The organism is Isoptericola sp. NPDC060185 (assembly GCF_042728595.1).
In the GTDB taxonomy this organism is placed as follows: Bacteria; Actinomycetota; Actinomycetes; order Actinomycetales; family Cellulomonadaceae; genus Isoptericola.
In genome coordinates this window covers 105,718-132,398 of sequence record NZ_JBHWYY010000006.1, presented here as the reverse complement: position 1 = coordinate 132,398, position 26,681 = coordinate 105,718, and the positions used below count along the sequence as shown (strand labels likewise).

Genomic DNA, 26,681 nt, shown 5'->3' with positions numbered 1-26,681 from the left:
GCGGCACGGCGGCCGGCCGCTCCGCCGCGGGGCTCGCCCAGGGCAGCGGTGGGGGCGTCGACGAGGCAGGCGCGCTCGCGGGCGCCGCCGGCGCGGCGGCACGGGCGGAGGGCGCGGCGCTCGGGGCCGACGTCGCGCCGAACGGCGAGTCCGAGCCTGCGCTCGACCCCGTGGTCGCGAACGGCGACCGGCGCGCCGGGCCGTCGGGGCGTGGAGCCACCGAGGCGGGCGGCGTCGCCGCGGGCGGCGCGGCGCTCGCCGGGGCGGACAGGGGCGGCAGCGTCATGCCGGTCGGGGCGGGAGACGGTGCCGCCGACGGCGCGCCGAGGTCGCGACGTGCGGAGGTGCGCACGGGGGCCGCCGGGGCGCTCGGCGCGGCGGGCCGGGCCACCGGGGCGGGTGCGACCGCGCGGGACATCTCCCCCGTGGGGCGCTGGATCGGGGCCAGACGACCCGTCTCGTCCAGGCCGCGGACGCCGGCCGAGGCCGACGGCGGGCGCACCATCGGCGCCGGGGCGGGCGCGGGCGCGGGGCTCTGCTCGCGCAGCGACCGGCGCGACGGAGCGCTCGCCGGCGGAGCGGCGAACCGCGACGCCGGGGCGCCGCCCGTCGACCCGGCGGGCGGGCCGAACGGAGACGGCGCGGCGGGGCGCCCGTAGTCCGGGCCGGCCGCGGGCGGGGCTGCGGGGGCAGGGGCGGCCTGCGCGGCGGCGGCGGCCTGCTCCCGCTCGCGGATCTCGCGACGGGTCAGCGGGCGGGACGGGTTGTTGTCACTCATCGAGACCTCGATACAGACCGTGCTTGGCGATGTACTGGACCACGCCGTCCGGCACCAGGTACCACACCGGTTGACCGGCCTGCGCCCGGCGACGGCAGTCGCTCGACGAGATCGCCAGCGCCGGGACCTCCAGCGTCGTGACCCCGTCGTGGGGCAGCCCGTCGACCGTGAGCTGGTGCCCCGGCCGCGTGACAGCCACGAAGTGTGCCATCTCCCACAGGTGGGCGGCATCCTTCCAGGTGAGGATCTGCTCGATCGCGTCGGCGCCGCTGATGAAGAACAGGTCGGCGTCGGGGCGTTCGTCGCGCAGGTCCCGCAACGTGTCGACGGTGTACGTGAGCCCGGGGCGGTCGATGTCCACCCGGCTCACGGTGAAGCGCGGGTTCGACGCCGTCGCGATCACCGTCATGAGGTAGCGGTGCTCCGCCTCGGTGACGTGCTGGTGCTGCTTGAAGGTCGGCTTGCCCGTGGGGACGAAGACGACCTCGTCGAGATCCAGCAACGCCGCCGCCTCGCTGGCGGCGACCAGGTGCCCGTGGTGGATGGGGTCGAACGTGCCGCCCATCACGCCCAGGCGCGGACGGCGCGGCTGCGACGACGGCTCGTTCACGCTGGCCGGACGGCGGTCGTCAGTGGCGGTTGGACACGTTGCGGAAGGCGTACGTCACCACGAGCGCGGCGACCAGGCCACCGAACGCGAGGAGACCCATCGCGATCGGGGAGATGGTCTCGGCGTGCTCGGCGGCCTCCTGGGCCACCTGGACGGCGGTGTGCAGCACGGGTTCCTCCTGTGTGCGGTCGTGGACTGCGGGTGCGGTCGGGGGTCAGTCTCTCACGCGGGCCGGACGTGCCCGTCGCCGTGCACCACCCACTTGGTGGTGGTCAGCTCGGCCAGGCCCATCGGGCCGCGGGCGTGCAGCTTCTGCGTCGAGATGCCGATCTCGGCGCCCAGGCCGAGCTGGCCGCCGTCGGTGAAGCGGGTCGAGGCGTTCACCATCACCGCGGCCGAGTCCACCTCCGCGACGAACCGCTCGGACGCGGCGAGGTCGCGGGTGAGGATCGCCTCGGTGTGCCCGGACGACCAGGTGCGGATGTGCTCGATCGCCTCGTCGAGCGAGCCGACCACGCGCACCGCGAGCTCGAGCGCCAGGTACTCGGTGGCCCAGTCGGTGTCGGTCGCCGGGAGCACCTCGACGCCGGCGGGGGCGAGGGCGGCGGCGCCGGCGTCGCCGTGCAGTACCACCCCGGCGCCGGCGAGGGCGGCCAGGGCGGCCGGCAGGAACGCCTCGGCGGCGTCGGCGTGCACCAGCAGCGTCTCGGCGGCGTTGCAGACGCCGACGCGCTGCGTCTTGGCGTTCAGGACGATCTCGACGGCCTGCGCGACGTCGGCCGTCGCGTCCACGTACACGTGCACGTTGCCGACGCCGGTCTCGATGACGGGCACCGTCGAGGACTCCACGACCGTGCGGATGAGGTCCGCCCCGCCGCGCGGCACCAGCACGTCCACCAGCCCGCGCGCCTGCATGAGCGCCACGCCGCCCGGCCGGCCGTACGCGTCGATCGTCTGCACGAGGTCGGCGGGCAGGCCCTGGGCCTCCAGCGCCGCGCGCAGCACGTCCACGATCACCGCGTTGGACGACGACGCCGCGCTGCCGCCGCGCAGGATCACGGCGTTGCCGGACTTCAGCGCGAGGCCGGCGGCGTCCACCGTGACGTTGGGCCGGGCCTCGTAGATCATCCCGACCACGCCCATCGGCACGCGCAGCTGGCGCAGCCGCAGACCGTTCGGCAGGGTCTGGCCGCGCACGACCTCACCCACGGGGTCCGGCAGCGCCGCGAGCTCGCGCAGGGCGTCCGCGATGGCGCCCACGCGCTCGGGGGTGAGCGCCAGCCGGTCGAGCAGCCCGTCGGCGAGCCCGCGCTCCCGGCCCCGGGTGAGGTCGTCGGCGTTGGCGGCGACGATCCGGTCGGCGGCGTCCTCGAGCGCCGCGGCCAGCGCGCGCAGCGCGGCGTCCTTGGTGGCCCGGTCCGCCGTCGCGAGCGTCCGCGACGCGACCTTGGCGCGCCGCGCGACCTCGTGCACGGCGGAGGTCACGTCGGCGGCCTCGTCAGCACCATGGCCGCTGCCGGCGGCCTGCTCGGGGAGGGTCGTGGTCATCCCCCGAGGGTACGACGCGCGGTCCGCCGCGAGGAGCCCCCTCTCACCAGGAGGGACGGGGCGCGCGCGGGGGCACGAACCGCGTGAACGCGGGCGCGTGGTCGAAGGTCTGCAGCGTCACGACCTCGAAGGTCGCCCGGTAGTCCGGGCCCAGCGCGTCGGCCGCACCGTTCAGCTGCCGCGGGGCGAGCGAGGGCCACCGCCCGCTGTCGATCCGGCGCTCCAGGGTGCGCAGCGCCACGAGCTCCTCGCCCAGGCTGACCGACAGGTGCGCGCCGCGCTCGACGTACAGGCTGCGGAGGTTGCCGGGGTCGCCCACCTCCCGCACCCGCTGCGCGAAGGACCGCTCCCCCGACGGCGGGGCGCCGCCGTCGCCCGTCGTGTGCAGGGTGAGGACCGGCGACGGCGTCGTGCCCTCCGGACGGTGGGAGATCATCGCCGCGCGGGCGGACGCGTCCGCCACGATCGGGTCGGCCGCCTCCAGGGCGGCCAGGTCGGCGCGCAGGTCCAGGCCCGCCGCGGCGTACGCGGCCCGTACCCCGGCGCCGTCCCCGGACCGCGCGAGGCGCGCCCGCAGGCGGGTGAGGTCGGTGCTGCTGGGGTTGCCGCCCAGCGTGGCCTCGAGGTGCACGCGCGCCGTGGGCCCGAGCCCCAACGTGTACGCACCGATCAGCCACTGCGCCTGACCGCGGGCCCACGCCTCGGCGTCCGCGGGGCGCGGCTCGTTCATCCAGTACCACCCGGTGACCGTGTTGAGCGAGGCGATGAGGGAGATCCTCGCGCGCCCCTCAGGAGTCTCCGCGGCCGCGGTGAGCGCGGCCACCAGCGCGTCGCGGCTGGCCTGCGGGTCGGCTGCGTCGACGAGCTCGATCGGGCTCCCGTGGGCGTCGGTGCCGTCGGTGAGCAGCACGCGGGTCGCGAGGTTCATGTCGAGGATCGCGTCGAGCTGCCCCACCCAGTCGATGACGCCGCCGACGGTGAGCACCCCGTCGATCCGGTCGGGCTCGGCCTCGGCGTGCTTCACCGCCGTGACGGCGCCCATCGACTGCCCGTAGGTGATGGTGCGGTCCGGCTCCCCGACGTGCGCGGTGAACCAGTCCAGGAGGCGCGACTGGTCGGCCACCGCCGTCGGCACGGTGAAGTCCAGCCCGCCGCCCTGGAAGAGCGAGGCCGCCACGGCGTACCCCTGGTCCGTGAGCGTCTGCTCGCTCAGCTCCTGGTTGCCCAGCAGGTGCGGCACCGGGAAGCCGCCGAAGAACTCCGACGGGTAGTGCCCGTGGCTGAACATCACGAGCGTGCCGTTCCAGTCGCGCGGGACCAGCACGCGGTAGCGGGCGCCCGCGAGCTCCCCCGTGTACTCGGTCGGTGGAGCCGCGGCCGGCGCCGCCGCGGGGGACGGGCGGGGCGCCGCCGACGCCGGGGCGACGGCGAGGACCAGCGCCGTACCGGCGGCGGTGACCAGGGAGGTGACGAGCGCGAGGACGGGGTGCGGGCGACGCATGGGGGCCTCCTGGGGCGGGGGCGCGCGTCGCGCGCCGCTGCCCCTACCGACGCCCGCGACGCGCCGAACTCATCGCCGCGTCGTCAGCGCCGGTGCTCCAGCACGAGGTCGTCGCGGTGCACGACCTCCCGGTCGTAGCCCTCCCCCAGCTCGGCGCGCAGGTCGAAGGTCGACCGGCCGAGCAGGCCGGGCAGCTCGCCCGAGTCGAACGCCACGAGGCCGCGCGCGAGCACGACGTCGTCGGGCCCGACCAGCTCCACGGGATCGCCTGCCTCGAAGGTCCCCTCGACGCGCGTGACGCCCGCGGGCAGCAGGGACGCCCGGCCGCCCAGGACGGCGCGGGCCGCTCCGGCGTCCAGGTGCAGGCGGCCGTGGGACTGCGCCGCGTGCGCGATCCACAGCCGCCGCGCCGTCGTGCGGCGGCCGGTCACCTCGAAGAACGTGCCCACGTCCTCGCCCGCCAGCGCGGCGGCGACGTGCGTCGCGCTGGTGAGGACGACCGGCACGCCGGCGCCGGTCGCGATCCGCGCCGACTCCAGCTTGGTGACCATGCCACCCGTGCCGACGGCGCTGCCGCGCGCGGTGACCTCGACCCCGGCCAGGTCGGCGAGGTCGGCCACGTGCGCGATGCGCCGGGCGCCGGGCCGCGACGGCGGGGCGTCGTGCAGCCCGTCGACGTCGGTGAGCAGCACCATCGCGTCGGCCCGCACGAGGTGGGAGACCAGCGCGGCCAGGCGGTCGTTGTCGCCGAACGTCAGCTCGTCCGTCGTGACCGCGTCGTTCTCGTTCACGACGGGCACGACGCCGAGCGCCAGCAGGCGCTCCAGCGACCGCTGCGCGTTGCGGTACCGCGACCGCCGCACCGTGTCCTCCGCGGTGAGCAGCACCTGCCCCATCTGCAGGCCGTGCGCGGAGAACGCCTCGGTGTACCGGGCGACGAGCTGCCCCTGGCCCAGCATGGCCGCCGCCTGCATCGTCGCGACGTCGCGGGGCCGGGCGCTGAGCCCGAGCGGGCCGATGCCGGCCGCGATCGCGCCCGAGGAGACGAGCACGACCTGCCCGCCGTCCGCCACCCGCGCGGCCAGCACGTCGACCAGGGCGCGCAGCGCGCCGAGGTCGAGCCGGCCGTCCGGCCCGGTGAGCGACGACGACCCGATCTTCACGACGATCCGGTGTGCCGTGGGCAGGCTGGCGCGAGAGAGGGCGGCGTTCACCCCGGCATTCTCGCCGGAACCGCGGTCAGGCGTCGTCGGGGTCCGTCCAGTGACCCGACTCGCGCTCCGTCCACAGCTCGCGGCGCGCCTCGGTCTTGGCGTCCATCCGCTCCTGGTGCTCGCGGCGCTTCTCGCCACGGGTCGGGCGGGCGCTCTCGTCGAGGCGCAGGTCGGTGCCGCGCGCGCCCAGCAGCTCGGGGCCGGTGGTGAGCGTGGGCTCCCAGTCGAAGACGACGGCGTTCGTCGGGTCGCCGATGCGCACCTCGTCGCCGGCGACCGCGCCGGCCTTGAGGAGCTTGTCCTCGACCCCGAGCTTGGCGAGCCGGTCCGCGAGGAAGCCGACGGCCTCGTCGTTGTTGAAGTCGGTCTGGCGCACCCAGCGCTCGGGCTTGGACCCGCGCACCTCGTAGTAGACGCCCTCGTGCTCCCGCTTCCGGGTGACGGTGAACCCGGCCTCGTCGACCGCCCTCGGACGCAGCACGACCCGGGTCGGCTCGGGCGCGGGGGCGGCCGCGCGGGCGCGCTCCACGAGCTCGCCGAGCGCGAAGGTCAGCGGCCGCAGGCCCTCGTGGCTCGCCGTCGACACCTCGAAGACGCGCAGCCCGCGCGCCTCCAGCTCCGGGCGCACCAGCTCGGCGAGCTCGCGCGCCTCGGGGACGTCGATCTTGTTGAGGACCACGAGCCGCGGGCGCTCGGTGAGCGGCACCCGTCCGCCCTCGATCCCGAGGTCACCGGCGTACGCGGCGAGCTCGGCCTCGATGACGTCCAGGTCGCTCAGCGGGTCGCGGCCCGGCTCGAGGGTGGCGCAGTCCAGCACGTGCACCAGCACGGCGGTGCGCTCGACGTGGCGCAGGAACTCCAGGCCGAGGCCCTTGCCCTCGCTCGCGCCGGGGATCAGCCCCGGCACGTCGGCCACCGTGTAGCGGGTCTCCCCCGCCTGCACGACGCCGAGGTTCGGCACGAGCGTGGTGAACGGGTAGTCGGCGATCTTGGGCCGCGCGGCGGAGATCGCCGCGACCAGCGACGACTTGCCCGCGCTCGGGTACCCGACGAGCGCGACGTCGGCGATCGTCTTGAGCTCGAGGACGACCTCGCGCTCCTCGCCCGGCTCGCCGAGCAGCGCGAAGCCCGGCGCCTTGCGCTTCGGGGAGGCGAGGGCGCGGTTGCCGAGCCCGCCGCGGCCGCCCTGCGCGACGACGTACTCCGCGCCGGCCCCGACCAGGTCGGCCAAGACGTTGCCTTCGCGGTCCTTGACGACGGTGCCGTCCGGCACGCCCAGCACGAGGTCGCTCCCGTTGGCGCCGTCGCGGTCGTCGCCCATGCCCTGGGTGCCGTTCGTCGCGCGGCGGTGCGGCGAGTGGTGGTACTCCAGCAGCGTCGTGGTCTGCGGGTCGACGACGAGGCGCACGGTGCCGCCGTCGCCCCCGTTGCCGCCGTCGGGGCCCGCGAGGGGCTTGAACTTCTCGCGGCGGATCGACGCGACGCCGTGGCCGCCGTCACCGCCCACGGCGTGCAGCACCACGCGATCGACGAAGCTGGCCATGGTCAGATCCTCTCAGGCAAAGCGACGAGGGGCGCACCGCGACGGTGCGCCCCTCGTCGTCGACTCGGATGGGAGTCGAGGAAGTGTGTTGCGGCTCAGACCTCGGCCGCGACGATGTCGATGACCTTGCGGCCACGACGCGTCGCGAAGGCGACCGAGCCGGCGGTCAGCGCGAACAGCGTGTCGTCGCCGCCACGGCCGACGTTCTCGCCGGGGTGGAAGTGGGTGCCGCGCTGGCGGACGATGATCTCGCCGGCCTTGACGACCTGGCCGCCGTAGCGCTTCACGCCGAGGCGCTGCGAGTTCGAGTCACGACCGTTGCGCGAGGAGCTCGCGCCCTTCTTGTGTGCCATCTGTCAGACCTGCTTTCTGCGAAGAACGAGGGAATCAGTGCCGCGGGCCGTGCTGCGGGGTGTCGCGCTCGGCCCGGGGGTGAGTCACTTGATGCCGGTGACCTTGAGGCGGGTCAGCGACTGGCGGTGACCCTGGCGCTTGCGGTAGCCGGTCTTGTTCTTGTACTTGAGGATCGTGATCTTCGGGCCCTTCTCGTCCCGCACGACCTCAGCCGTGACCTTGACCTTCGCCAGCTTCGCGGCGTCGGTGGTCACCTTCTCCCCGTCCACCAGAAGCAGAGCGGGCAGCTCCACCGTGTCACCGGCCTGGGCCTTGAGGCGGTCCATGACGACGATGTCCCCGACGGACACCTTCTCCTGACGGCCACCGGCCTTGACGATCGCGTACACCACGTTGCTGCTCATCTCTCCTGGTCTGGGCATGCCGCACGACGTTCTTCACCGACTTGGTCTGCAACTCGGCCCGCCGCGGCGGTCGAGTGCGGTGCGTCCTGGGCACACGGGACTGGCACACCAGAGGCGCGCCGACGTCCAAGACTACGCGAGGGAGCCGAAGGGTTCAAACCTCCGGCGGGCGCGCAGGGCGTGACGTCGCCCACCGCCGGGCGGCGGCGGGCGCGCCGTACAGGCCGGGGAGCCCTCAGTCGTCGAGGACGAACGTCACCTGCATGTCCACCTGCCACGCGACGACGGCGCCGTCGGACACCTCGATCTTCTGCTCCTTGACCCAGGCGCCGGTGATGTTGCGGACCGTCCGGCCGGCGCGCTCGAGGCCGACGCGGATCGCGTCCTCGAAGCTCGTGTCCGAGCGGGCGGTGATCTCCGTGACGCGTGCGACCGTCCCTGCCATGCCGTCCTCCGATCTCCGGGGCCGGCGACGGGGTGCCGGCCGGTCCCTCGATCGTCACGCCCTGCCGGCTCGCTCGCCCGGTGTCCGGGCGGCGCCGGAGTGACGATGGGGGGATGGCCGGACGCACGGGACCTGCCGACCTGCCGACGGGCGCGGGAGGGGTCGACGACGCGGTCGCCGACGCGCTGCGCGACGTCGACCGGCGCGGCTTCCTGCCCCGCGCCGCGGCGCGCTGGTCCGCCGCCGACCGGCCCCTCGAGATCGGGCACGGGCAGACCTGCTCGCAGCCGTCGACCGTCGCGGCGATGCTGCGCCTGCTGGCCGTGCCCGCCGGCGCGCGGGTGCTGGACGTGGGGGCGGGCTCCGGCTGGACGACGGCGCTCCTCGCCCGGCTGGTCGGGCCGGAGGGCACGGTGCTCGGCCTGGAGCGCCACCCCGACCTGGCCGCGCGCGCGTCGGGTGCCGTGCGGCGCACCGGCATGACCTGGGCGCACGTCGTCCACGCCACGCCCGGCGTCCTCGGGGCGCCCCGGGACGGCGGCTGGGACCGCGTGCTCGTCTCCGCCGCGGCCACCCGGCTGCCGGACGAGCTGGTCGACCAGGTGGCGCCAGGCGGCCGCATGGTGATCCCCGTACGGCACGTCATGGTGCTCGTGACGCGCGACGACGACGGCAGGGTCCGCACGTCCGAGCACGGCACGTACTCCTTCGTCCCCCTGGTCGAGGACTGAGGGACTGCGGCGGGGCGTGCCAGGATGCCGCACGTGACGCACCCCACGGACGCTCCCCCGACCTCGCCCGCGCCCGAGCCCCCACCCGAGCCCCGCCCGTCCGACGTGGAGGTCGCGATCGCCGCCGCCCTCCGCGGCGCCGCGGAGGTCGCCGCCGCGTTCGGCCGCCCCGTGACGCGGCACGCGAAGTCCGCGCTGGACTTCGCCACGGACACGGACGTCGCCGCCGAGCGGGCGGTCCGCGAGGTGCTGGCGGACGCGCGCCCGGACGACGCCGTCGTCGGCGAGGAGCTCGGCACGTCCGGCGGGGACGCGCCGCGGCGCTGGTACGTCGACCCGCTGTGCGGCACCCTCAACTTCGCCGCCGGGGTCCCGTCCTTCGGCGTCAACGTGGCGCTCGCCGAGCAGCAGGACGGCACCGAGCGCGTCGCCGCGGCGGCCGTCGCCGACCCGCTCACCGGCGAGGTGCTGTGGACCGACGGGGCCCGCGCGTGCCGCCGCGCGCCGGGCACGGGCGCCGACACCGACCTCTCCCCCACCCCGGTGACGCGGCTGGTCAACGTGGACGTCGACAACGGCGGCGCGGCCCCCGGCCTCGTCGCGGACGAGGCCGTGCGCGCGGCGTTCGCCGTCCGCGTGGCGTCGACGTCCCTCGCCCTCGCCTGGGTGGCCGCCGGGCGCCAGGCCGCGTACGTGACGGGCGCGCACGTCGACGGCAGCGTGCACTTCCTGCCGGGCGTCGCACTGTGCGAGGCGGCCGGGTGCGTCGTCACCGACCTCGACGGCGGGCAGGTCCGCGGGGGGCGCGGGATCGTCGCCGCCGCGGACGCCGCGACGTCGGCCGCGGTCCTCGCGCGGGTCCGGGCGGTCGGGGGGACATCCCCCTTGTCCTGAACCTACGGTTCCGTAGGCTCGAGGCATCCGCACGACGGAGCATCCGCTCACCCCTCGGCTGGGAAGTCGACCCCGACCCCTGCGAGGCACGCATGCCCCCAGTCGTCCCGGCCGTCCGTCAGGCCCCGTCCACCGCTCGCGGCGGTCAGGCCGCCCGGTTCACCGGCACGTACGCCACCCTGTCGAAGGAGGTCCGCGACGCGGGGCTGCTGCGCCGCGCCTACGGCTACTACCTCGGCGTCGCCGTCGCGCTCGCCGTCGCGCTCGGCGGGCTCGTGACGGGGTTCGTCCTCCTGGGCGACTCCTGGTTGCAGCTCCTGGTCGCCGGCGGCCTCGGCCTCGTCCTCACGCAGCTGGCCTTCCTCACGCACGAGACCGCGCACCGCCAGGTGTTCGCGTCCGGACCGCTCAACGACCGCGTCGGGCGGCTGCTGGCGAACGCCGTCGTCGGGATCAGCTACTCCTGGTGGATGACGAAGCACACGCGCCACCACGCGAACCCGAACCACGTGGGCAAGGACCCCGACGTGGCGCCCGGCGTCATCTCCTTCACCGAGGAGGCGGCCGCCGACCACCACGGGTTCCTCGGCGCCATCACCCGCCGCCAGGGCTGGCTGTTCTTCCCGCTGCTCACGCTCGAGGGGCTCAACCTGCACGTCACCGCCGTGCGGTCGCTGCTGACCGGGCCGCCCGAGACGCGCGCGGCCCGCCGGCGCGAGCTGGTCACCATCGTGGCGCGGCTGACCCTCTACGTGGCGGTGATCTTCTGGTGGCTGCCGATCGGGCTCGGGCTCGCCTTCCTGGGCGTGCAGCTCGCCGTGTTCGGCGTCTACATGGGCGCGACCTTCGCCCCCAACCACAAGGGCATGACGATGATCCCGCCGGGCAGCCGGATCGACTTCCTGTCGAAGCAGGTGTTGACGTCGCGCAACGTGCGCGGCGGCGCCTGGATGAGCGTCCTCATGGGCGGGCTCAACCTCCAGGTCGAGCACCACCTGTTCCCGAGCATGCCGCGCCCCCACCTGGCGCGGGCCCGGCTCATCGTGCGCGAGCACTGTGCCCGCCTCGGGATGCCGTACACCGAGACCACGCTGCTGCGCTCCTACGCGATCGTCGTGCGGTACCTCAACGAGGTCGGCCTCGCCGCGCGGGACCCGTTCGACTGCCCGCTGCGCCAGCGGCTCGGGCGCGGCTGACAACCCGGCACCCGAGCCCGGCACCCGGCCGGCGGTCAGGCGGCGCGGTGCCGCCGGCAGCGCGCCTCGTACGACTCGGAGCCGCCTACGTGGCCCGACGTCGGGGACAGCGCATCATCGTCCGCCGGCGCCAGCTCGAGGCGGACGTGGTACGCCGCGTCGCGCCCGCAGACCGCGCACACCGCGGTCAGCTTCGTGACCTGCTCGGCCACCGCCATCAGCGCGGGCAGCGGCGCGAACGGCCGGCCGTCGAACGTCACCGACAGCCCCGCCACCACCACGACGAGGCCGGCGTCCGCCAGCGCCGTGACGACGTCCACCAGCTCCGGGCCGAAGAACTGCGCCTCGTCCACCGCCACCAGCTCGGTGCCGGCCTCCACGAGCCCGGGGACCTCCTGCGCGGATCGCACGCTGCGCGACGGCACCTCCAGCCCCGAGTGGGACGCCACCCGGCCGGGGCCGCTGCGCGTGTCCAGCGCGTGCGCGACGACGAGCACGCCGCGCCGCGCGACCTGCGCGCGGTGCACGCGGCGCACCAGCTCCTCCGTCTTGCCGGCGAACATCGGCCCGGCGATCACCTCGAGCCGCCCGCCGATCCCGTCGTCCATGGCCCGAGCATGGCACGCACTCCCGCCCGGCACGCGGGTACACGAAAGCCCGAGGCCGACGTCCGGTGACGTCGGCCTCGGGCCCTCGTGCCGGGCTCGCGGTCAGGTCACTCGCCGGTCACTCCCGGCGCAGCCTCCCCAGCAGCCGGCCGAGCAGCCCGGGGCGCTCCGGCTCCTTTGCGCGCCCGGCGGGGAGCCTTCTTCGCAGGCTTCTCGGCGGGGTCCGCCGTCGGCTCCGGCGCAGACGCCTCCGGCTTGCGCTCGGGCAGCTCGATGAGCGTCTCGGGCGCGACGGGCGTCACCACCGCGGCCTCGACCGGCTCGGGGAGCGTCAGCGGCGCGGGCGCGGGCTCGGGCGCCGCGGTCGGGTCCGCCGTACCGCCGTCCTTCGCCTCGTGCTCGTGCTCGTGGGCGTGGGCCGCCGCGGCCGCGATCGTGGCGAGCGTGGCCTTGACCGCCTCGCGCGCCTCGGACCGGTCCTCGGGCAGCGTCGGCACCTCGGCCGCCGGGGCCGGGGTCGCCGGCTCGGCCTGCTTGCCGCCGCGCTTGCGGCGCGAGCGCTTGGCGCCCTCGCCCTGGTCGGCGTCGCTGTGCTGGTGCGGCGCGCCGCCCTTCTCGATGGGCTCGCTGTGCACGATGAAGCCGCGGCCCTTGCAGTGCTCGCAGGTCTCGGAGAACGCCTCGACCAGGCCCTGGCCCACGCGCTTGCGGGTCATCTGCACCAGACCGAGGGACGTCACCTCCGCCACCTGGTGCTTGGTGCGGTCGCGGCCCAGGCACTCGACCAGGCGGCGCAGCACGAGGTCGCGGTTCGACTCGAGCACCATGTCGATGAAGTCGATGACGACGATGCCGCCGATGTCGCGCAGCCGCAGCTGGCGCACGATCTCCTCGGCCGCCTCGAGGTTGTTCCGCGTGACGGTCTCCTCGAGGGTGCCGCCGGCGCCGGTGAACTTGCCGGTGTTGACGTCGACGACCGTCATCGCCTCGGTGCGGTCGATGACCAGCGACCCGCCGGACGGCAGCCAGACCTTGCGGTCCATGCCCTTGGCGAGCTGCTCGTCCACGCGGTGCACGGCGAACACGTCGGTGTTCTCGGTCCACTTGGTGACGCGGTCGCGCAGGTCGGGAGCGAGCTCCTCGACGTACTGCGCGATCTCGTCCCACGCACCCTGGCCCTGGATCTGCAGCGACGAGAAGTCGTCGTTGAAGATGTCGCGCACCACGCGGATCGCGAGGTCCGGCTCGCCCTGCAGCAGCGCGGGGGCGCTGGCGGACGACGACTTCTTCTGGATCGCGGCCCACTGCGACTCGAGGCGCTCGACGTCGGCGCGCAGCTCGGCCTCGCTCGCCCCCTCGGCGGCGGTGCGCACGATGACGCCCGCGCCCTCGGGCACGACGTCGCGCAGGATCTTCTTGAGGCGGCTGCGCTCCGTGTCGGGGAGCTTGCGGCTGATGCCGGTCATGCCTCCGCCGGGCACGAAGACGAGGTAGCGGCCGGCGAGCGTGACCTGCGAGGTCAGGCGCGCGCCCTTGTGCCCGATCGGGTCCTTGGTGACCTGCACGAGCACGGAGTCGCCCGACTTCAGCGCCTCCTCGATGCGGCGCGGCTGGCCGCCCTCGAGGCCCGCGGCGTCCCAGTTGACCTCGCCGGCGTACAGCACGGCGTTGCGGCCCTTGCCGACGTCGACGAACGCGGCCTCCATGCTGGGCAGCACGTTCTGCACGCGCCCGAGGTAGACGTTGCCCACCATCGACGCCTGCGACTGCTGCGAGACGTAGTGCTCCACGAGCACGCCGTCCTCGAGCACGGCGATCTGCGTGCGGCCGTCGAGCTCGCGCACGACCATCGACCGCGTCACCGACTCGCGGCGCGCGAGGAACTCCGCCTCCGTGATGATCTGGCGGCGGCGGCCGGCGTCGCGGCCCTCGCGACGGCGCTGACGCTTCGCCTCGAGACGCGTGGAGCCCTTGAGCGCGGTGACCTCGTCGCGGTCGCGCGTGCGCGCCACCGCGGCCTCGGCCCGCTCCGCGCGGGTGCCCCGGCGACGGCGGCGACGGCGACGGCCCGACGCGGACTCGCCGCCCTCGTCCTCGGCGTCGTCCCGGTCGTCACCCTGCTCGTCGTCGTGGTCCTCGCCGTGCTCGTCCGTGCCCTCGTCGGCGGGACGCCCGGCGGCCTCGTCGTGCGGGCCGTCCTCCGCGTCCTCGTCGCCGTCGTGCTCGGCGCCGTCCTCGGGACGACGCCCGCCGCGGCGGCCACGGCCACCCCGGCGCCGGCGGCGGCGCGGACGGATCTCGTCGTCCTCGCCGTCCTCGTCACTCAGGTCCTCCGGGCCCAGGTCGACGAGCTCGACGCCCTCGGCGACGAGCTCGGACTCGATGACGCCGACCTCCTCGACCGCGGCGGCCTCGTCGTCCGTGAGCTCGACGGCGGGCGCCTCGGCCTCCACGACCGACGGCGCCTCGTCGACGGCCGGCACCTGCGCGACCGGCTCCTGCTCGGAGGCCGTCTGCGCGAGCTGCTCCTGGGCAGCCTGGTCCTGGACGGCCTGCTCCTGCGCCGCTGCCGGCTGCGCCGCCTTCGACGGGCGGGTGGCGCGGCGGGACCGCGAGCGCGTCGCCGGGGCCTTCGGGGCCTCGGTCGCCGGCTCCGTCGTCGCCTCGGCGGGCGCGGCAGCGTCCGCGGGCGCAGCAGCCTCGGCGGGCGCGGCGGTCACCCGCGACGCGAACGAGGGCGCGGCCGGCTCGTCGTGCGGGCGCGGCGGCCCGGCGGGGGCCTGCGCGCGGCGCGCGCGGCGGCCGGAGAGGTCCGGCGCCTGGAACAGCACGGCCGTCGTCGCGAGGCGCGGGGTCACCGACCCGCCGCCCCGGGCGGCCGGGGACCGCGGGGCCGTCGGTTCCTGCGCTGCGGGGGCGTCGGTCGCGGGAACGACCGCCTCAGGCGCGGTCTCCTCCGTCGCCGCCGGGGCGGCCTTCTTGCGGGTCCGCTTCGTGGTCTTCGCCGCGGGCTCCGTCGCCGCCTGCTCGGCAGGCTCCTTCTCGGTCGCCTTGGTCGCATCCGTGGTCTCGGCGGCCTTGGTGGTCCGGGTGGAGCCCTTCGCGCCGCCCTTGGCGGCGGACCTCGTGGCTCGCTTCGGCGCAGCGGGCTCGGCGGTCTCGGGCTCGGCGGCCGTCTGCTCGGCGGCCTCGGGCTCAGGGGCCCCGGCCGGCGTCGCCTCAGCCGTCTCGGTCACCTTCTTCGCGGCCGACCCCGTGGCGCGGCGCGCCCGGGTGCGGGTCTTGGCCGCGGGGGCCGGCTCGGCCGCGGACGCCGGCTCGGCCACCTCGGGCGCGGGCACCTCGGCCGGCGCCTCGACGGCGGGCGCCGGCTCGGCGGCGGGCTGGGCCTCGCGCTGGGCGCCGGTGGAGCGGGTGGCCCGGCGACGGGTGCGGGCGGGCTTCTGGGCGGCCTCGTCGCCCTCGCTGCGGCCGGTCGGGCCGTCCGGCAGCACGATGCCGGCCAGGCCGGCAGCCCCGGCCGTCGGGGCGGCGGGGGCGTCGTCGCGGGCGGCGGACCGCTCCGGCAGGACGAGGTCGGACAGCGAGGCGGCCGAGGCGGCCGGGGCGGCCGCCGTCGTCGCGGGCTGCTCGCCGGCCGCGGCCTTCGCGCCGCCGGCGGCGCGGGTCGCGCGGCGGCGGGCGGGCTTGCGGGCTGCGGCGTCGGTCGGGTTGTCGGACGTCACGGAAGGCGCTCCAGCTCCGGCGGCCCCGCCCCCACACGTGCGGACCACCGGTGGTCGTCGTCGGACGGCGGCGCTGCTCAGCGCACCGGCCGACGGAAGTCTCGGTTCCGGCTGCGGCACCGCGCTCTTCGCGGACGCCCGCCTCCCGGCCTCGTGCCGGACGGCGGCATCGCGTGCGGATCGCGAGTGCTGCGAGCTCGTGGGCCGCCCCGGGATGTGGGCCCGTGCGGCTTCGCACCAGTATCGCATCCTGCACGACCCGCCGCGTGACACGCCGCCGTCGGACACGCCGTGACCGACCCGGGTTTGACTTGTGAAGACCTTCACGACCAAGATCGTGAAAGTCTTCACGAGCAGGGCCTCGTGGCGGCGACCGTCCTGGTCGTGCGCCCGCGGGCCGGTGGTCATACCGTCGACAGACGACTCGGACGAGTATCAGGAGAACCCGTGGACGCCCTCGCACTGGCCCGCTGGCAGTTCGCCATCACCACCGTCTACCACTTCATCTTCGTCCCGCTGACCATCGGCCTCGCGCCGCTGGTCGCGGCGATGCAGACGGCGTGGGTGGTCACCAAGAAGGAGCGCTGGCTCCGCCTGACGAAGTTCTTCGGCAAGCTCCTGCTCATCAACTTCGCCCTCGGCGTCGTCACCGGCATCTGGCAGGAGTTCCAGTTCGGGATGGCGTGGAGCGAATACTCCCGCTTCGTGGGCGACGTCTTCGGCGCCCCCCTCGCGATGGAGGCGCTCGCCGCCTTCTTCGTCGAGTCCGTCTTCCTCGGCCTGTGGATCTTCGGCTGGGACCGCGTGTCCAAGAAGGTGCACCTCGCGTCGATCTGGCTGTTCGCCCTCGCCACGAACCTCTCGGCGTTCTTCATCCTCGCCGCCAACTCGTGGATGCAGCACCCGGTCGGCACGATCTACAACCCCGAGACGGGCCGCGCCGAGATGGAGTCCATCGGCGCGGTGCTCGGCAACAACACCCTGTGGGCCGCGTTCCCGCACACCATCACGGCCGCGTTCCTCACCGCCGGCACGTTCGTGTGCGGCATCGCGGCGTGGTGGATGGTGCGCCTCGCCCGCACGAAGAGGGCCGAGGACGTCGAGACGGCGCGCAACGTCTACCGTCCGGCCGTCGTCCTCGGGGCCTGGGTGATGCTCGTCGCGGGCGCCGGCGTCATCTGGTCCGGCGACGTGCAGGGCAAGCTCATGTTCGAGCAGCAGCCCGGCAAGATGGCGTCGGCCGAGGCGCTGTGCGACGGCGAGGAGGCCGCCGCCTTCTCCATCCTGTCGATCGGCAACCTCAACGAGGGCTGCGAGGGCGTGCGGCACATCCTCACCGTGCCGGGCCTCGCCAGCTACCTCGGCACCGGCCACTTCTCCGGCCCCGAGTCCTTCCTGCCCGGCGTCAACGACGTCCAGCAGCAGTACACGGAGCGCTACGGCGACACCACCGCCTCCGGCGACCCGGTCACCTACACGCCGCCGCTCGCCGTCGCGTACTGGTCGTTCCGCCTCATGATCGGCTTCGCGGCCTTCTCCGCCGCCCTCGCGCTCCTCGCGCTCTGGCTGACGCGCAAGGGCCGGGTGAGCGAGAACGTCTGGCTCGGCCGGCTCGGCATCCTGGCGCTGCCCATGCCGTTCATCGCCTGCTCGTTCGGGTGGATCTTCACCGAGGTCGGGCGGCAGCCCTGGGTCGTGGCGCCCAACCCGAGCGGCATCGACCAGGTGCGCCTGCTCACCGAGCGCGGCGTGTCCACTGCCGTGCCGCCGGGCGTGATCCTCGCGTCGATGATCGTGCTCACGCTGGTCTACGCGCTGCTCGCCGTCGTCTGGTACCGGCTCATGCACCGGTACACGATCGAGGGCGCGCCCGCCTCGGTCCGCGACGAGTCCCCGGAGGCGCAGGACCCCGAGGACACCGACCGCCCGCTGTCCTTCGCGTACTGAGCGCCGAGAAACGAGACTGGAGCTACTGCCGTGGACCTCGCGATCCTCTGGTTCGTCATCATCGCCGTCCTGTGGACGGGCTACCTCGTGCTCGAGGGCTTCGACTTCGGCGTCGGCATGCTGCTGTCGATCCTGCCGCGCGGCGGCAAGGAGCAGCGTGACTCCGAGCGCCGCGTCCTCATCAACACGATCGGGCCCGTGTGGGACGGCAACGAGGTGTGGCTGCTCACCGCGGGCGGTGCGACCTTCGCCGCGTTCCCCGAGTGGTACGCCACCATGTTCTCCGGCTTCTACATCCCGCTGCTTATCATCCTGCTGGCGCTCGTCGCCCGCGGCGTCGCGTTCGAGTACCGCGGCAAGATCGCCGACGCTCGCTGGGTGCGGCGGTGCGACCTCGCCATCCAGGCAGGGTCGTGGGTCCCGGCGGTCATGTGGGGCGTGGCGTTCGGCAACCTCGTGCGCGGTCTGCTGCTCGACGAGTCGTTCCAGTACGTGGGCGGGTTCTGGGCGCTGCTCAACCCCTTCGCCCTCGTCGGCGGCCTCACCACGCTGGTGCTGTTCCTGCTGCACGGCAGCGTGTTCGTGGCGCTCAAGACGGACGGCGACGTCCGCGAGCGCGCGGGCCGGCTCGCGTCGGTGCTGTCGGTGGTCGCGCTGGTCGTGGCCGGCGGCTGGGCGATCTGGGCGCAGGTCGCCTACTCCGTGGCGTGGACCTGGGTGCCGGTGGCCGTCGCGGCCCTCGCGCTGGTCGGCGTGGTCGTGACCGCGCGGGCCCGCCGGGAGGGCTGGGCGTTCACGCTGTCGGCCGTGACCATCGCGGCCGCCGTCGTGCTCATCTTCGGCTCCATGTACCCCGACGTCATCCCCGCCGTCGACGGAGGCGTCGCGCTCTCCGTGGCGGACGCCGCCTCCACCCCCTACACGCTCACCGTGATGTCGTGGGTGGCCGTGGTCCTCACGCCGCTCGTCATCGCCTACCAGGCGTGGACGTACTGGGTGTTCCGGCGCCGGCTGTCCAGCAAGGACATCCCGGCGCCCGCGGGCCTGTCCTGGCAGAAGATCAAGGACGCGGCATTCTGACGTGGTGAAGCCCCTCGACCCGCGCCTGCTGCGACGCGCCCGCGCGGCCCGGTGGTACGTCACCCTGACCGCCGCGCTCGGCGTCGCCGCCGCCGGCGCGGTGGTCGTGCAGGCGTTCGCGATCGCCCACACCCTCGGACCCGCGGTCACGGCGGGCAGCGCGGGCACGCCCCTGGCCCTGGCGGACCTCGCCCCGTGGCTCGGGGTGCTCGTCGCCGCGCTCGCGGCGCGGGCGGCGATCGCCTGGGCCCAGGAGCGGTACGCGCAGAAGGCGGCCGCGGACGTCGTCGCCGAGCTGCGCGAGCAGGTCGTGGCGCACACCGTGGCGCTCGGCCCGCGCGCCGGGGGCGAGGCGGGCCCCGCGGCCACCGCCACGCTGGCCACCCGCGGCCTCGACGACCTCGCGCCGTACCTCGTCCGCTACCTGCCGCAGCTCCTGCTCACCGCGATCCTCACCCCGGTGCTGGTGCTGGTGGTGCTCGGCCTGGACTGGGTCTCCGCGCTGATCTGCGTCGTGACGCTGCCGCTCGTGCCGCTGTTCATGTGGCTCGTCGGCGTCATGACCGCGGGCGCGTCCGAGCGCCGGCTGCGCACCATCGAGCGCCTGGGATCCCAGGTGCTCGACCTGCTCGCCGGGCTGCCCACGCTGCGCGCGTTCGGGCGCGAGATCGGGCCCGGCGTCCGCGTGCGGGCCCTCGGCGACGCGTCGCGGCGCGCGACCATGGGCACGCTGCGGATCGCGTTCCTGTCGGGCATGGTGCTCGAGCTGCTCACCACGCTGTCCGTCGCGATCGTCGCCGTCGGAGTCGGCCTGCGCCTCGTGGAGGGGATGATCGCGCTCGTCCCCGCCATCGCCGTCCTCGTCCTCGCCCCCGAGGTGTACCTGCCGCTGCGCCGTGTGGGCGCCGAGTTCCACTCGTCCACCGACGGCCTCGCGGCCGCCGACCGTGCCTTCGCCGTCCTCGAGCAGCCGCTGCCGGACGCCGGCACCGTGGCCGCGCCGGCCCTCGCCGGCGCGACCCTCGTGCTCGACGGCGTGGGCGTCCGCGCCGGGGACCGCGGCCTGTCCGCGCCGGCCGGGCTCACCGCCCGGGTGCCGCTCGGCACGGGCCACCCCGGCGGCGGCCGCGTGGTCGCGCTGCGCGGCCCCAGCGGGGCGGGCAAGTCGACCACGGCGCTCGTGCTCCTCGGGCTGCTGCGGCCCGACGCGGGGCGGGTGCTGGTCGAGCCCGCGGGCGCGGCCTCCGCCGACCCGATCCCCGTCGACCTCGCCGACGTCGACCCCGCCACCTGGTGGCCCCAGGTCACCTGGGTGCCGCAGCGTCCCAGCCTCGCCCCCGGGACGCTGCGCGACGCGGTCACGGATGGCCGCGACATCGGCGACGACGCGCTGGCCGCGGCCGCGCGCACCACCGGGCTGGACGCCGTCGCCGCCGGGCTGCCGCAGGGCTGGGCCACGCCCGTCGGCCTGGGCGGCACGGGGCTGAGCGTCGGGCAGCGGCAGCGGGTGGCGCTCACGTCGGCGCTGCTCGACGGCGCCACGCCGGAGGGCGCCGCTCCCCCGCCCCTGGTGCTGCTCGACGAGCCCACCGCCCACCTCGACGCCCGCGGCGAGCAGGTCGTCCTCGACACCGTGCGCGCCTGGCGCGACGCCGGCCGCACCGTGGTGGTCGTCGCCCACCGCGCGTCGCTGCTGGCCCTGGCCGACCAGGTGGTGGACGTCGCCGCGCGCGCCGTCGGCCCGGCCGAGGCGGTGGCGTCGTGACGCGCGCCGGGCAGACTGCCGACCCGCTGCGCCGGGTGCTGCCGATGCTCGAGGTGCGCTGGTCCCGCGTGCTGCGGGCGGTGGTGCTGGGCACGCTCGCGCTCGGGTTCTCCGTCGGCCTGGCGGCCGCCGCGGCGTGGCTCATCGCGCGGGCGTCGCAGATGCCGCCGGTGCTGCAGCTGTCGGTGGCCGTCGTCGCCGTGCGCGCGTTCGGCACCGGGCGCGGCGTGCTGCGCTACCTGGAGCGCCTCGCCTCCCACGACGTGGCGCTGCGCGGCATGGCCGCCCTGCGCGCCAACCTCTACGACGCGCTCGCCGCCGGCCCCGTGACCCGCGTGATCGCGCTGCGCCGGGGCGACCTGCTGGCCCGGGTGGGCGCCGACGTGGACACGGTGGGAGACGTCGTCGTGCGCGCGCTGATCCCCGCCGGCGTGTCCGTCGGGGTCGGGCTCGGCTCGGTGGTCCTGGTGGGCGCGTTCCTCCCTGCCGCGGGCCTCACGCTGCTCGGCTGCCTGCTGCTCACGGGCGTGCTCGCGCCGTGGCTGGCGTCGCGGGCCGCGGCGTCCGTCGAGCGCCGCGGGGCGGCCGCCCGCGCCGAGGTCACCGGCCGGGCCCTCGAGCTGCTCGAGGACGGGCAGCAGCTGCGCGTCGCGGGCCGCCTCGACGAACGGCTGGCGGGGCTGCGCGCCGCCGACGCCCGCCTCACGCGCTCCACGCACGACGGCGCGCGCATCTCCGGCACGTCGGCCGCCATCGACGCCGGCGCGCAGACCCTCGCCGTCCTGTGCTCGCTGCTGCTCGGCGTGCCGGCCGTCGCGGCGGGCGCGCTGACGCCCGTCGAGCTGGCCGTCGTCGTGCTCACGCCGCTCGCCGTCTTCGAGGCCACGTCCACGCTCCCGGCCGCCGCCGTCCAGCTGCGCCGTTCCCGCGAGGCCGCTCGCCGGCTCGTCGCCCTCCTCCCCGACGCCGCCCCTGCCGGCCCCGCGCCCGAGCCGCCCCCCGTGGGCGGCGACCTGCTCGAGCTCGACGGCGTCGCCGCCGGCTGGGCCGACCGCACGGTCGTGGCGGGCGTGGACCTCACGCTGCTACCCGGCGCCGTGGTCGCCCTGGCCGGCCCGTCCGGCGTCGGCAAGACGACGCTGCTGCTCACCGCCGCGGGGCTGCTCCCGGAGCGCGGGGGGCACGTGCGCACCGCCGCCGGGGGCACGCTCTTCGTCGCCGAGGACGGCCACCTCTTCGGCACCACCGTGCTGGAGAACCTGCGCGTGGCCCGCCCCGACGTCACCGAGGGCGACGCCCGCGGAGCGCTCGCCGCCGTCGGCCTCGACTCCTGGCTGGCGGGGCTGCCCGACGGCCTCGAGGCGATGCTCGGCCCGGACGGCGCGGACGTCTCCGGCGGCGAGCGCCGCCGCCTGCTGATGGCCCGCGCGCTGCTGGCGCCGGCCCGAGTGCTGCTGGTCGACGAACCCGCCGAGCACCTCGACGCCGCGACCGCCGACGCCCTGGTGGGCACCCTCGCGGCCCACGCCCGCACCACCGGCCGGGCGGTCGTGGTGGCGTCGCACCGGCTCACGCCGCTGGCGTCGGCCGACGAGGTGCTGCTGCTCGGCACGGACCCGGCCGGCGGTCCCGCTCGCGTCGTCGCGCGGGGCCCGCACCACGACCTGCTGCGCGACGACCCCGGCTACGCGTGGGCCGCCACTCAGGAGCGGACGGTCGGGGCCCCCGGCTGAGCGCACGAATCAGGATGACCGGCCGGGCCGGGAGGCTCATGATGGGCCGGGACGCGAAGCACGACCGACGAGGAGACCGCGACGCATGCCCGTTCCCGCTGATCCGACGATCCTGCACCCGATGCCCGGCCAGCCGAGGGTGGTCCAGCTCAAGCCCCTGGTGACGTCCCCGCTGATCGAGGTCGGGGAGTACTCCTACTACGACGACCCCGACGACGCGACCGCCTTCGAGACCCGCAACGTGCTCTACCACTACGGCCCGGAGAAGCTCCGGATCGGCAGGTACTGCGCGCTCGGCACGGGCGTCCGCTTCCTCATGAACGGCGCCAACCACCGGATGGACGGCCCGTCCACGTTCCCGTTCCCCACGCTCGGCGGGTCCTGGGCGGAGCACGTCGACCTCCTCACCGGGCTCCCCGGCCGCGGCGACACGGTGGTCGGCCACGACGTCTGGCTCGGCAACGGCGCCACGGTGCTACCGGGCGTGCGCATCGGGCACGGCGCGATCGTCGGCGCCGGCTCGGTGGTCACCCGCGACGTGCCCGACTACGGCATCGTCGGCGGGAACCCGGCCGACGTCCTCCGCACCCGGTTCGACGCGCGGGACATCGCCCGGCTCCTCGCACTGGCCTGGTGGAACTGGCCCGTCGAGCACGTCACCGAGCACGTGCGCACGATCATGTCGGGGAGCGTCGACGACCTGGAGGCCGTCGCGCCGAAGGCGGTGCGGTCATGACCAGCAGGCTCACCGAGGTGGTCGTGCACTGCCACGACCCGGAGCGGCTCGCCGCCTTCTGGTGCGAGGTGCTGGGGTTCTCCGTCCTCGAGCGGCGCGACGACCAGGTGGAGATCGGCTCGTGGGAGCCGACCGTCGAGGGCGTCCGCGACCGCCAGGAGGCCCCCACCCTGGTCTTCGCGCGGGTGCCGCAGGCCAAGACCGTGCAGAACCGTCTCCACCTGGACGTCAGCCCGATCGACAGGAGCACCGACGACGAGGTCGCGCGGCTGCTCGCGCTCGGCGCCACCCGCGTCGACGTGGGCCAGGACCCCGACGCGAGCTGGGAGGTGCTGGGCGACCCGGAGGGCAACGAGTTCTGCGTCCTGCGCACCCTGGCCCCGCAGGGCTAGCCGCCGAGCGCCGCCATCGCCGCGGCGCGGCCGGGGACGCCGCTCACTCCCCCACCGCGCCGCGCGCCGGCACCCGCCAGCAGCACGCGCGGGTGCACGGTCTCGACGCCCCACGACCCGGGCCGGTCGAGGCCGGCCGCGTCGTCGTCCCGCGTGCCGTCGGCATCGCCGGCAGAGCTGTCCGGGGCCCAGGGCCACGACAGGTCGCGGTGGAAGATGTGGCCGCCGGGCAGCCCGACGTCGCGCTGCAGGTCCACGGGCGTGCGCGCCTCCAGGCACGGGCTGCCGTCCGGGGCGCGCAGCAGCACGTCCTCGATCGGCTCGGCGAGCACGGAGTCGAGCGACGCGAGCGTGGCGGCGAGCGCCCGGTCCCGGGCGGCGTCGTGCGCGGTCGGGCCGTCACCGCGGAACAGCCGCTCGGGCATGTGCAGGCCGAACAGTGTGAGCGTGTGAGCGCCGGTCGCGCGCAGCTCCGAGCCGAGGATGCTCGGGTCGGTGAGCGAGTGGCTGTAGATCTCGCACGGCGGCACCGCGGGGACCTGTCCGGCCGCCGCCTGCGCCTGCGCGTCCTGGAGCTGCGCGAACGACTCGTTGACGTGGAACGTGCCGCTGAACGCGGCGGCCGGGTCGACGCCGTCCCGCAGGCGCGGCAGCCGGCGCAGCAGCATGTTGACCTTGAGCTGCGCACCCTCGGGCGCCCGCGGCCCGGCACGGCCGGAGGGCGCCGCCCCCGCCGCGGCGAGCAGGCGGTCGAGGGTGGCGGGCGCCGCGCCGCACAGCACCGCGCCCGCGGCGACGTCGTGGTCACGACCGTCGTCGTCCGTCCAGGAGACCTGGGCGTCGCCGCCCTCGCCCGGATCGACGGCGGTCACGTCGGCACGCGTCACGACCGTGGCCCCGGCCGCGAGCGCCGCGTCGCGCAGCGCCCCGGACACCGCGCCCATGCCGCCCACCGGCACGTCCCAGTCCCCCGTGCCGCCGCCGACCACGTGGTACAGGTAGCAGCGGTTCTGCACCAGCGCCGGGTCGTCGAGGTCGGCGAACGTGCCGATGAGCCCGTCGGTGGCGACCAAGCCGCGCACGACGTCGGAGGAGAACCCCGCGCGCAGAGCCTCCCCCAGTGGCCGCTCGACGAGCGCGTCCCAAGTGGCGTCGTCGTCGACGAGGGCGCGGGCCTCGGCGCGCGACGGGAGGGGCTCCGTGAGCGTGGGGAACAGGCGCCGCGCGAGGCGGCCGGTGGCGGCGTACCAGCGCCCCCACGCTTCGTGGTCGGTCACGGGCGCGCCGACGGCGGCGAACGACGCCCGGGTGGCGGCGTCGTCGCCGGTGTCGACGAGGAGACCGGCGTCGCCCACCGGCGTGTACGAGGAGTACCGCCGGCGGCGCAGGGTCAGCGGCAGCGCCAGCTCCCGGACGATCCGCCGCGGCAGCAGGGACACCAGGTAGGAGTACCGCGACAGCCGTGCGTCGACGCCCGGGAACACCCGGGCGGAGACCGCGGCCCCGCCGAAGTGGTCGAGCCGCTCCAGGACGAGCACGGCCCGCCCCGCCCGCGCGAGGTACGCGGCGGCGGTGAGCCCGTTGTGCCCGCCGCCCACCACGACCGCGTCGTACCGGGCGGCTGGCACGGCGCTCAGCCCTGGCCGAGCCGGGCGAGGAACAGCGCCTCGCCCACGGCCAGGTTCTCGATCTCGCTCGGGTGCACGCTCTCGTTCGGCGCGTGGATGAGGCAGGCCGGCTCCTCGACGCCGAGCAGCACGATCGACGCGTCCGGGTACTGGCTCGCCAAGATGTTGCACAGCGGGATCGACCCGCCCTGCCCGGCGGTCACGGTGGCCTTGCCGTAGGCGTCCGCGAGCGCCGAGGACAGGGTCTCGAAGACGTGCCCGTCGGTGCGGGCGGCGAACGGCTGCCCGACGGCGTCGCGCTCCACGGTGACGCGCACGCCCCACGGTGCGTGCGCCTCGAGGTGGGCCACGAGCTTGTCCTGCAGCTCGCGGGCGTCCGCGCCGGGCGGCACCCGCAGGTTGAGGCGGGCGGCCGCACGCGGCTGGATCGCGGCCGCGGAGCCCACGACCGACGGCGCGTCGATCCCGAGGATCGTCACCGCCGGGCGCGCCCAGAGCATGTCGGCCACGGCGCCGTCGCCGAGCAGCCGCGTGCCGGGCAGGGCGCCGGCGTCGCCGCGGAACTGGTCGGCGTCGTACCCGACGCCCGGCCAGGTGCCCGACGTGTCCACGCCGTCGATGGTGGTGTTGCCCTCCGCGTCGCGCAGCGACGCCAGGATCGCGACCAGCGCAGCGAGCGCGTCCGGGGCCGCGCCGCCGAACATTCCGGAGTGGATCTCGCCCTCGAGCGCCTCGACCCGCAGCACCACGGTGGTGGCGCCGCGCAGCGACACGGTGAGCGTCGGGAGGCCGAGGCGGGCGTTGCCGGTGTCCTGCACCAGCATCGCGTCGGCGGCGAGCGCCCCGGGGTTGGCCTCGACCCACTGGTCGAGGCCGCCGGTGCCCTGCTCCTCCGAGCCCTCGATCACGATGCGCACGCCCACCGGCAGGTCGTCGCCCACGAGGGAGCGCAGCGCCCGCAGGGCGGTGAGGTGCGTGACGACGTTCCCCTTGCAGTCGGCCGAGCCGCGCCCGTAGTAGCGGCCGTCCCGCTCGGTCAGCTCGAACGGCGGCGTGGTCCACGCGGCGTCGTCGAGCGGGGGCTGCACGTCGTAGTGGGCGTACAGCAGCACGGTCGGCGCGCCGGGCGGGCCGGGGCGGTACCCGACGACGACGTCCGAGCCGTCGGGGGTGCGCTCGCGGCGGGCGTCGTCGATGCCCTCGGCGCGGAACGCGTCGACCACCCACTGCGCCGCGCGCTCGCACTCGGCGCGCGGGTAGAGGCGCTCGTCCGCGACGGACGGGATGGCGACGAGGGTGCGCAGGTCGTCCAGCGCGCGGGGCAGCAGCGGCGCGACCGCGGCGCGGACCGCCTCGACGTCCGGGGCGGCGGTCATGAGCCCTCCTGAGTGGTGGTCGTGTCCAGGTTGAGGGAGTCGACGTACGCGTCGAACTCGTCGAGCTGGTCCGGGCAGTAGGTCTCGATGACGAGGCGGTCGCCCGCCAGGCGCCGCTCGTCCAGCACGGACGGGCGGATGCCCGGCCCCGCGGCGCCGTTGGCGGACCCGAGGTTGGCGGTGGCGTCGACCAGTGCGGCCGGGTCGGTGCAGAACCCCCCGCCGTCGGCGCCCAGCACGCGGGCGATGGTCTCCTCGGAGAAGGCGGTGATCCCGATCTCTGCGAACGCGGCGTGCAGCGTCGCGGCCTTCTGCTCCGCCTCGCGCTGGTCCTGCCGGTCCTGGTGGCCGGCGAACTGGATCATCATCACCGCGCCGAGCAGGAGCAGCAGCACCGCGGCCGCGGTGTACGTGATCCAGCGCTTGCGCCCCTGTGCCCCGCGCTCTGGCTCGTGCGACGTCGTCGTGGTCAT

The 26,681-nt window shown here is 75.6% G+C and carries 23 protein-coding genes and 1 pseudogene; 10 read left to right on the top strand and 14 right to left on the bottom strand.

Features of this window, described 5'->3' with window-relative positions; translation table 11 throughout:
- Nucleotides 1-659: pseudogene (locus tag ACFWDO_RS04330) on the top strand (hypothetical protein); the annotation flags it as partial.
- A gap of 111 nt (nt 660-770) precedes the next feature.
- Here ACFWDO_RS04330 and nadD read toward each other — a convergent pair.
- From nadD to ACFWDO_RS04285, 9 genes are all read right to left on the bottom strand, one after another.
- Nucleotides 771-1,388, bottom strand: coding sequence for a nicotinate-nucleotide adenylyltransferase (nadD, locus tag ACFWDO_RS04325; protein WP_380314883.1), 618 nt, complete (start codon nt 1,386-1,388; stop codon nt 771-773).
- A gap of 19 nt (nt 1,389-1,407) precedes the next feature.
- Entirely contained in the window at nt 1,408-1,557 is a 150-nt protein-coding gene (locus tag ACFWDO_RS04320) for a hypothetical protein (RefSeq protein WP_380314886.1), read from the bottom strand.
- 53 nt (nt 1,558-1,610) lie between these two features.
- Nucleotides 1,611-2,936, bottom strand: coding sequence for a glutamate-5-semialdehyde dehydrogenase (locus ACFWDO_RS04315; protein WP_380314889.1), 1,326 nt, complete (start codon nt 2,934-2,936; stop codon nt 1,611-1,613).
- 43 nt (nt 2,937-2,979) lie between these two features.
- Nucleotides 2,980-4,437 (bottom strand): alpha/beta hydrolase family protein, encoded by a 1,458-nt coding sequence (locus ACFWDO_RS04310; RefSeq protein WP_380314892.1) that lies wholly within the window; start codon nt 4,435-4,437, stop codon nt 2,980-2,982.
- Nucleotides 4,438-4,520: 83 nt separating this feature from the next.
- Nucleotides 4,521-5,651, bottom strand: a complete 1,131-nt coding sequence (gene proB, locus ACFWDO_RS04305) for a glutamate 5-kinase (RefSeq protein ID WP_380314895.1) — start codon at nt 5,649-5,651, stop codon at nt 4,521-4,523.
- Between the two features lie 25 nt (nt 5,652-5,676).
- On the bottom strand, nt 5,677-7,194 hold the full coding sequence (gene obgE, locus ACFWDO_RS04300; RefSeq protein ID WP_380314898.1) for a GTPase ObgE: 1,518 nt from the start codon (nt 7,192-7,194) through the stop codon (nt 5,677-5,679).
- Nucleotides 7,195-7,289: 95 nt separating this feature from the next.
- Nucleotides 7,290-7,547: a 50S ribosomal protein L27 gene (gene rpmA / locus ACFWDO_RS04295; protein ID WP_079574743.1), complete on the bottom strand. Its 258-nt coding sequence runs from the start codon at nt 7,545-7,547 to the stop codon at nt 7,290-7,292.
- 84 nt (nt 7,548-7,631) lie between these two features.
- The gene (gene rplU, locus ACFWDO_RS04290) at nt 7,632-7,940 is read right to left on the bottom strand and encodes a 50S ribosomal protein L21 (RefSeq protein ID WP_380315082.1); all 309 of its coding nucleotides are present in this window, start codon (nt 7,938-7,940) and stop codon (nt 7,632-7,634) included.
- Between the two features lie 247 nt (nt 7,941-8,187).
- On the bottom strand, nt 8,188-8,397 hold the full coding sequence (locus tag ACFWDO_RS04285; RefSeq protein ID WP_380314901.1) for a dodecin family protein: 210 nt from the start codon (nt 8,395-8,397) through the stop codon (nt 8,188-8,190).
- A 113-nt stretch (nt 8,398-8,510) separates the two neighbouring features.
- Between ACFWDO_RS04285 and ACFWDO_RS04280 the strand changes: the two genes are divergently transcribed.
- The 3 genes from ACFWDO_RS04280 to ACFWDO_RS04270 all read left to right on the top strand — a co-directional run bounded on the left by ACFWDO_RS04280 (nt 8,511) and on the right by ACFWDO_RS04270 (nt 11,218).
- Nucleotides 8,511-9,128 carry a protein-L-isoaspartate O-methyltransferase gene (locus ACFWDO_RS04280; protein ID WP_380314904.1) on the top strand — a complete coding sequence of 206 codons (618 nt, stop codon included), beginning with the start codon at nt 8,511-8,513 and terminating at the stop codon, nt 9,126-9,128.
- Nucleotides 9,129-9,161: 33 nt separating this feature from the next.
- Entirely contained in the window at nt 9,162-10,022 is an 861-nt protein-coding gene (locus ACFWDO_RS04275; protein WP_380314907.1) for an inositol monophosphatase family protein, read from the top strand.
- A gap of 92 nt (nt 10,023-10,114) precedes the next feature.
- Complete coding sequence (locus ACFWDO_RS04270) at nt 10,115-11,218, top strand: fatty acid desaturase family protein (protein ID WP_380314910.1); 1,104 nt, start codon at nt 10,115-10,117, stop codon at nt 11,216-11,218.
- A 35-nt stretch (nt 11,219-11,253) separates the two neighbouring features.
- On the opposite strand, the gene ACFWDO_RS04265 is transcribed toward ACFWDO_RS04270, so the two are convergent.
- Nucleotides 11,254-11,826: a thymidine kinase gene (locus ACFWDO_RS04265; RefSeq protein ID WP_380314913.1), complete on the bottom strand. Its 573-nt coding sequence runs from the start codon at nt 11,824-11,826 to the stop codon at nt 11,254-11,256.
- A gap of 107 nt (nt 11,827-11,933) precedes the next feature.
- Nucleotides 11,934-15,551, bottom strand: coding sequence for an Rne/Rng family ribonuclease (locus tag ACFWDO_RS04260; RefSeq protein WP_380314916.1), 3,618 nt, complete (start codon nt 15,549-15,551; stop codon nt 11,934-11,936).
- Nucleotides 15,552-15,998: 447 nt separating this feature from the next.
- Here ACFWDO_RS04260 and ACFWDO_RS04255 point away from each other — a divergent pair, with 447 nt between their 5' ends.
- The 6 genes from ACFWDO_RS04255 to ACFWDO_RS04230 all read left to right on the top strand — a co-directional run bounded on the left by ACFWDO_RS04255 (nt 15,999) and on the right by ACFWDO_RS04230 (nt 23,204).
- A complete protein-coding gene (locus ACFWDO_RS04255) occupies nt 15,999-17,498 on the top strand; it encodes a cytochrome ubiquinol oxidase subunit I (RefSeq protein WP_380314919.1) in 1,500 nt (499 codons plus the stop codon).
- A 30-nt stretch (nt 17,499-17,528) separates the two neighbouring features.
- Complete coding sequence (gene cydB, locus ACFWDO_RS04250) at nt 17,529-18,578, top strand: cytochrome d ubiquinol oxidase subunit II (protein ID WP_380314922.1); 1,050 nt, start codon at nt 17,529-17,531, stop codon at nt 18,576-18,578.
- A 4-nt stretch (nt 18,579-18,582) separates the two neighbouring features.
- Nucleotides 18,583-20,343 carry a thiol reductant ABC exporter subunit CydD gene (gene cydD, locus ACFWDO_RS04245; RefSeq protein ID WP_380314925.1) on the top strand — a complete coding sequence of 587 codons (1,761 nt, stop codon included), beginning with the start codon at nt 18,583-18,585 and terminating at the stop codon, nt 20,341-20,343.
- Nucleotides 20,340-22,076 carry a thiol reductant ABC exporter subunit CydC gene (gene cydC / locus ACFWDO_RS04240; protein WP_380314928.1) on the top strand — a complete coding sequence of 579 codons (1,737 nt, stop codon included), beginning with the start codon at nt 20,340-20,342 and terminating at the stop codon, nt 22,074-22,076. The genes cydD and cydC overlap by 4 nt, the downstream gene beginning before the upstream one ends.
- Before the next feature lie 85 nt (nt 22,077-22,161).
- Nucleotides 22,162-22,812 carry a CatB-related O-acetyltransferase gene (locus ACFWDO_RS04235; protein ID WP_380314932.1) on the top strand — a complete coding sequence of 217 codons (651 nt, stop codon included), beginning with the start codon at nt 22,162-22,164 and terminating at the stop codon, nt 22,810-22,812.
- A complete protein-coding gene (locus ACFWDO_RS04230; RefSeq protein ID WP_380314935.1) occupies nt 22,809-23,204 on the top strand; it encodes a VOC family protein in 396 nt (131 codons plus the stop codon). Before ACFWDO_RS04235 ends, ACFWDO_RS04230 begins: the two co-directional genes overlap by 4 nt.
- On the opposite strand, the gene ACFWDO_RS04225 is transcribed toward ACFWDO_RS04230, so the two are convergent.
- The 3 genes from ACFWDO_RS04225 to ACFWDO_RS04215 are packed head-to-tail and all read right to left on the bottom strand — an operon-like array spanning nt 23,201 to nt 26,681.
- Nucleotides 23,201-24,841 (bottom strand): phytoene desaturase family protein, encoded by a 1,641-nt coding sequence (locus ACFWDO_RS04225; protein ID WP_380315085.1) that lies wholly within the window; start codon nt 24,839-24,841, stop codon nt 23,201-23,203. The two genes, ACFWDO_RS04230 and ACFWDO_RS04225, sit on opposite strands and share 4 nt — an antisense overlap.
- Entirely contained in the window at nt 24,838-26,208 is a 1,371-nt protein-coding gene (locus ACFWDO_RS04220) for a dipeptidase (protein WP_380314939.1), read from the bottom strand. Before ACFWDO_RS04220 ends, ACFWDO_RS04225 begins: the two co-directional genes overlap by 4 nt.
- Nucleotides 26,205-26,681, bottom strand: coding sequence for a hypothetical protein (locus tag ACFWDO_RS04215; RefSeq protein WP_380314942.1), 477 nt, complete (start codon nt 26,679-26,681; stop codon nt 26,205-26,207). The genes ACFWDO_RS04220 and ACFWDO_RS04215 overlap by 4 nt, the downstream gene beginning before the upstream one ends.

Coding starts and splice junctions, on each gene's coding strand:
- ACFWDO_RS04315 (WP_380314889.1), bottom strand. CDS start 2,936: ATGACCACGACCCTCCCCGAGCAGGCCGCCGGCAGCGGCCATGGTGCT.
- ACFWDO_RS04310 (WP_380314892.1), bottom strand. CDS start 4,437: ATGCGTCGCCCGCACCCCGTCCTCGCGCTCGTCACCTCCCTGGTCACC.
- obgE (WP_380314898.1), bottom strand. CDS start 7,194: ATGGCCAGCTTCGTCGATCGCGTGGTGCTGCACGCCGTGGGCGGTGAC.
- rpmA (WP_079574743.1), bottom strand. CDS start 7,547: ATGGCACACAAGAAGGGCGCGAGCTCCTCGCGCAACGGTCGTGACTCG.
- ACFWDO_RS04285 (WP_380314901.1), bottom strand. CDS start 8,397: ATGGCAGGGACGGTCGCACGCGTCACGGAGATCACCGCCCGCTCGGAC.
- ACFWDO_RS04280 (WP_380314904.1), top strand. CDS start 8,511: ATGGCCGGACGCACGGGACCTGCCGACCTGCCGACGGGCGCGGGAGGG.
- ACFWDO_RS04270 (WP_380314910.1), top strand. CDS start 10,115: ATGCCCCCAGTCGTCCCGGCCGTCCGTCAGGCCCCGTCCACCGCTCGC.
- ACFWDO_RS04265 (WP_380314913.1), bottom strand. CDS start 11,826: ATGGACGACGGGATCGGCGGGCGGCTCGAGGTGATCGCCGGGCCGATG.
- ACFWDO_RS04235 (WP_380314932.1), top strand. CDS start 22,162: ATGCCCGTTCCCGCTGATCCGACGATCCTGCACCCGATGCCCGGCCAG.
- ACFWDO_RS04230 (WP_380314935.1), top strand. CDS start 22,809: ATGACCAGCAGGCTCACCGAGGTGGTCGTGCACTGCCACGACCCGGAG.
- ACFWDO_RS04220 (WP_380314939.1), bottom strand. CDS start 26,208: ATGACCGCCGCCCCGGACGTCGAGGCGGTCCGCGCCGCGGTCGCGCCG.
- ACFWDO_RS04215 (WP_380314942.1), bottom strand. CDS start 26,681: ATGACCACGACGACGTCGCACGAGCCAGAGCGCGGGGCACAGGGGCGC.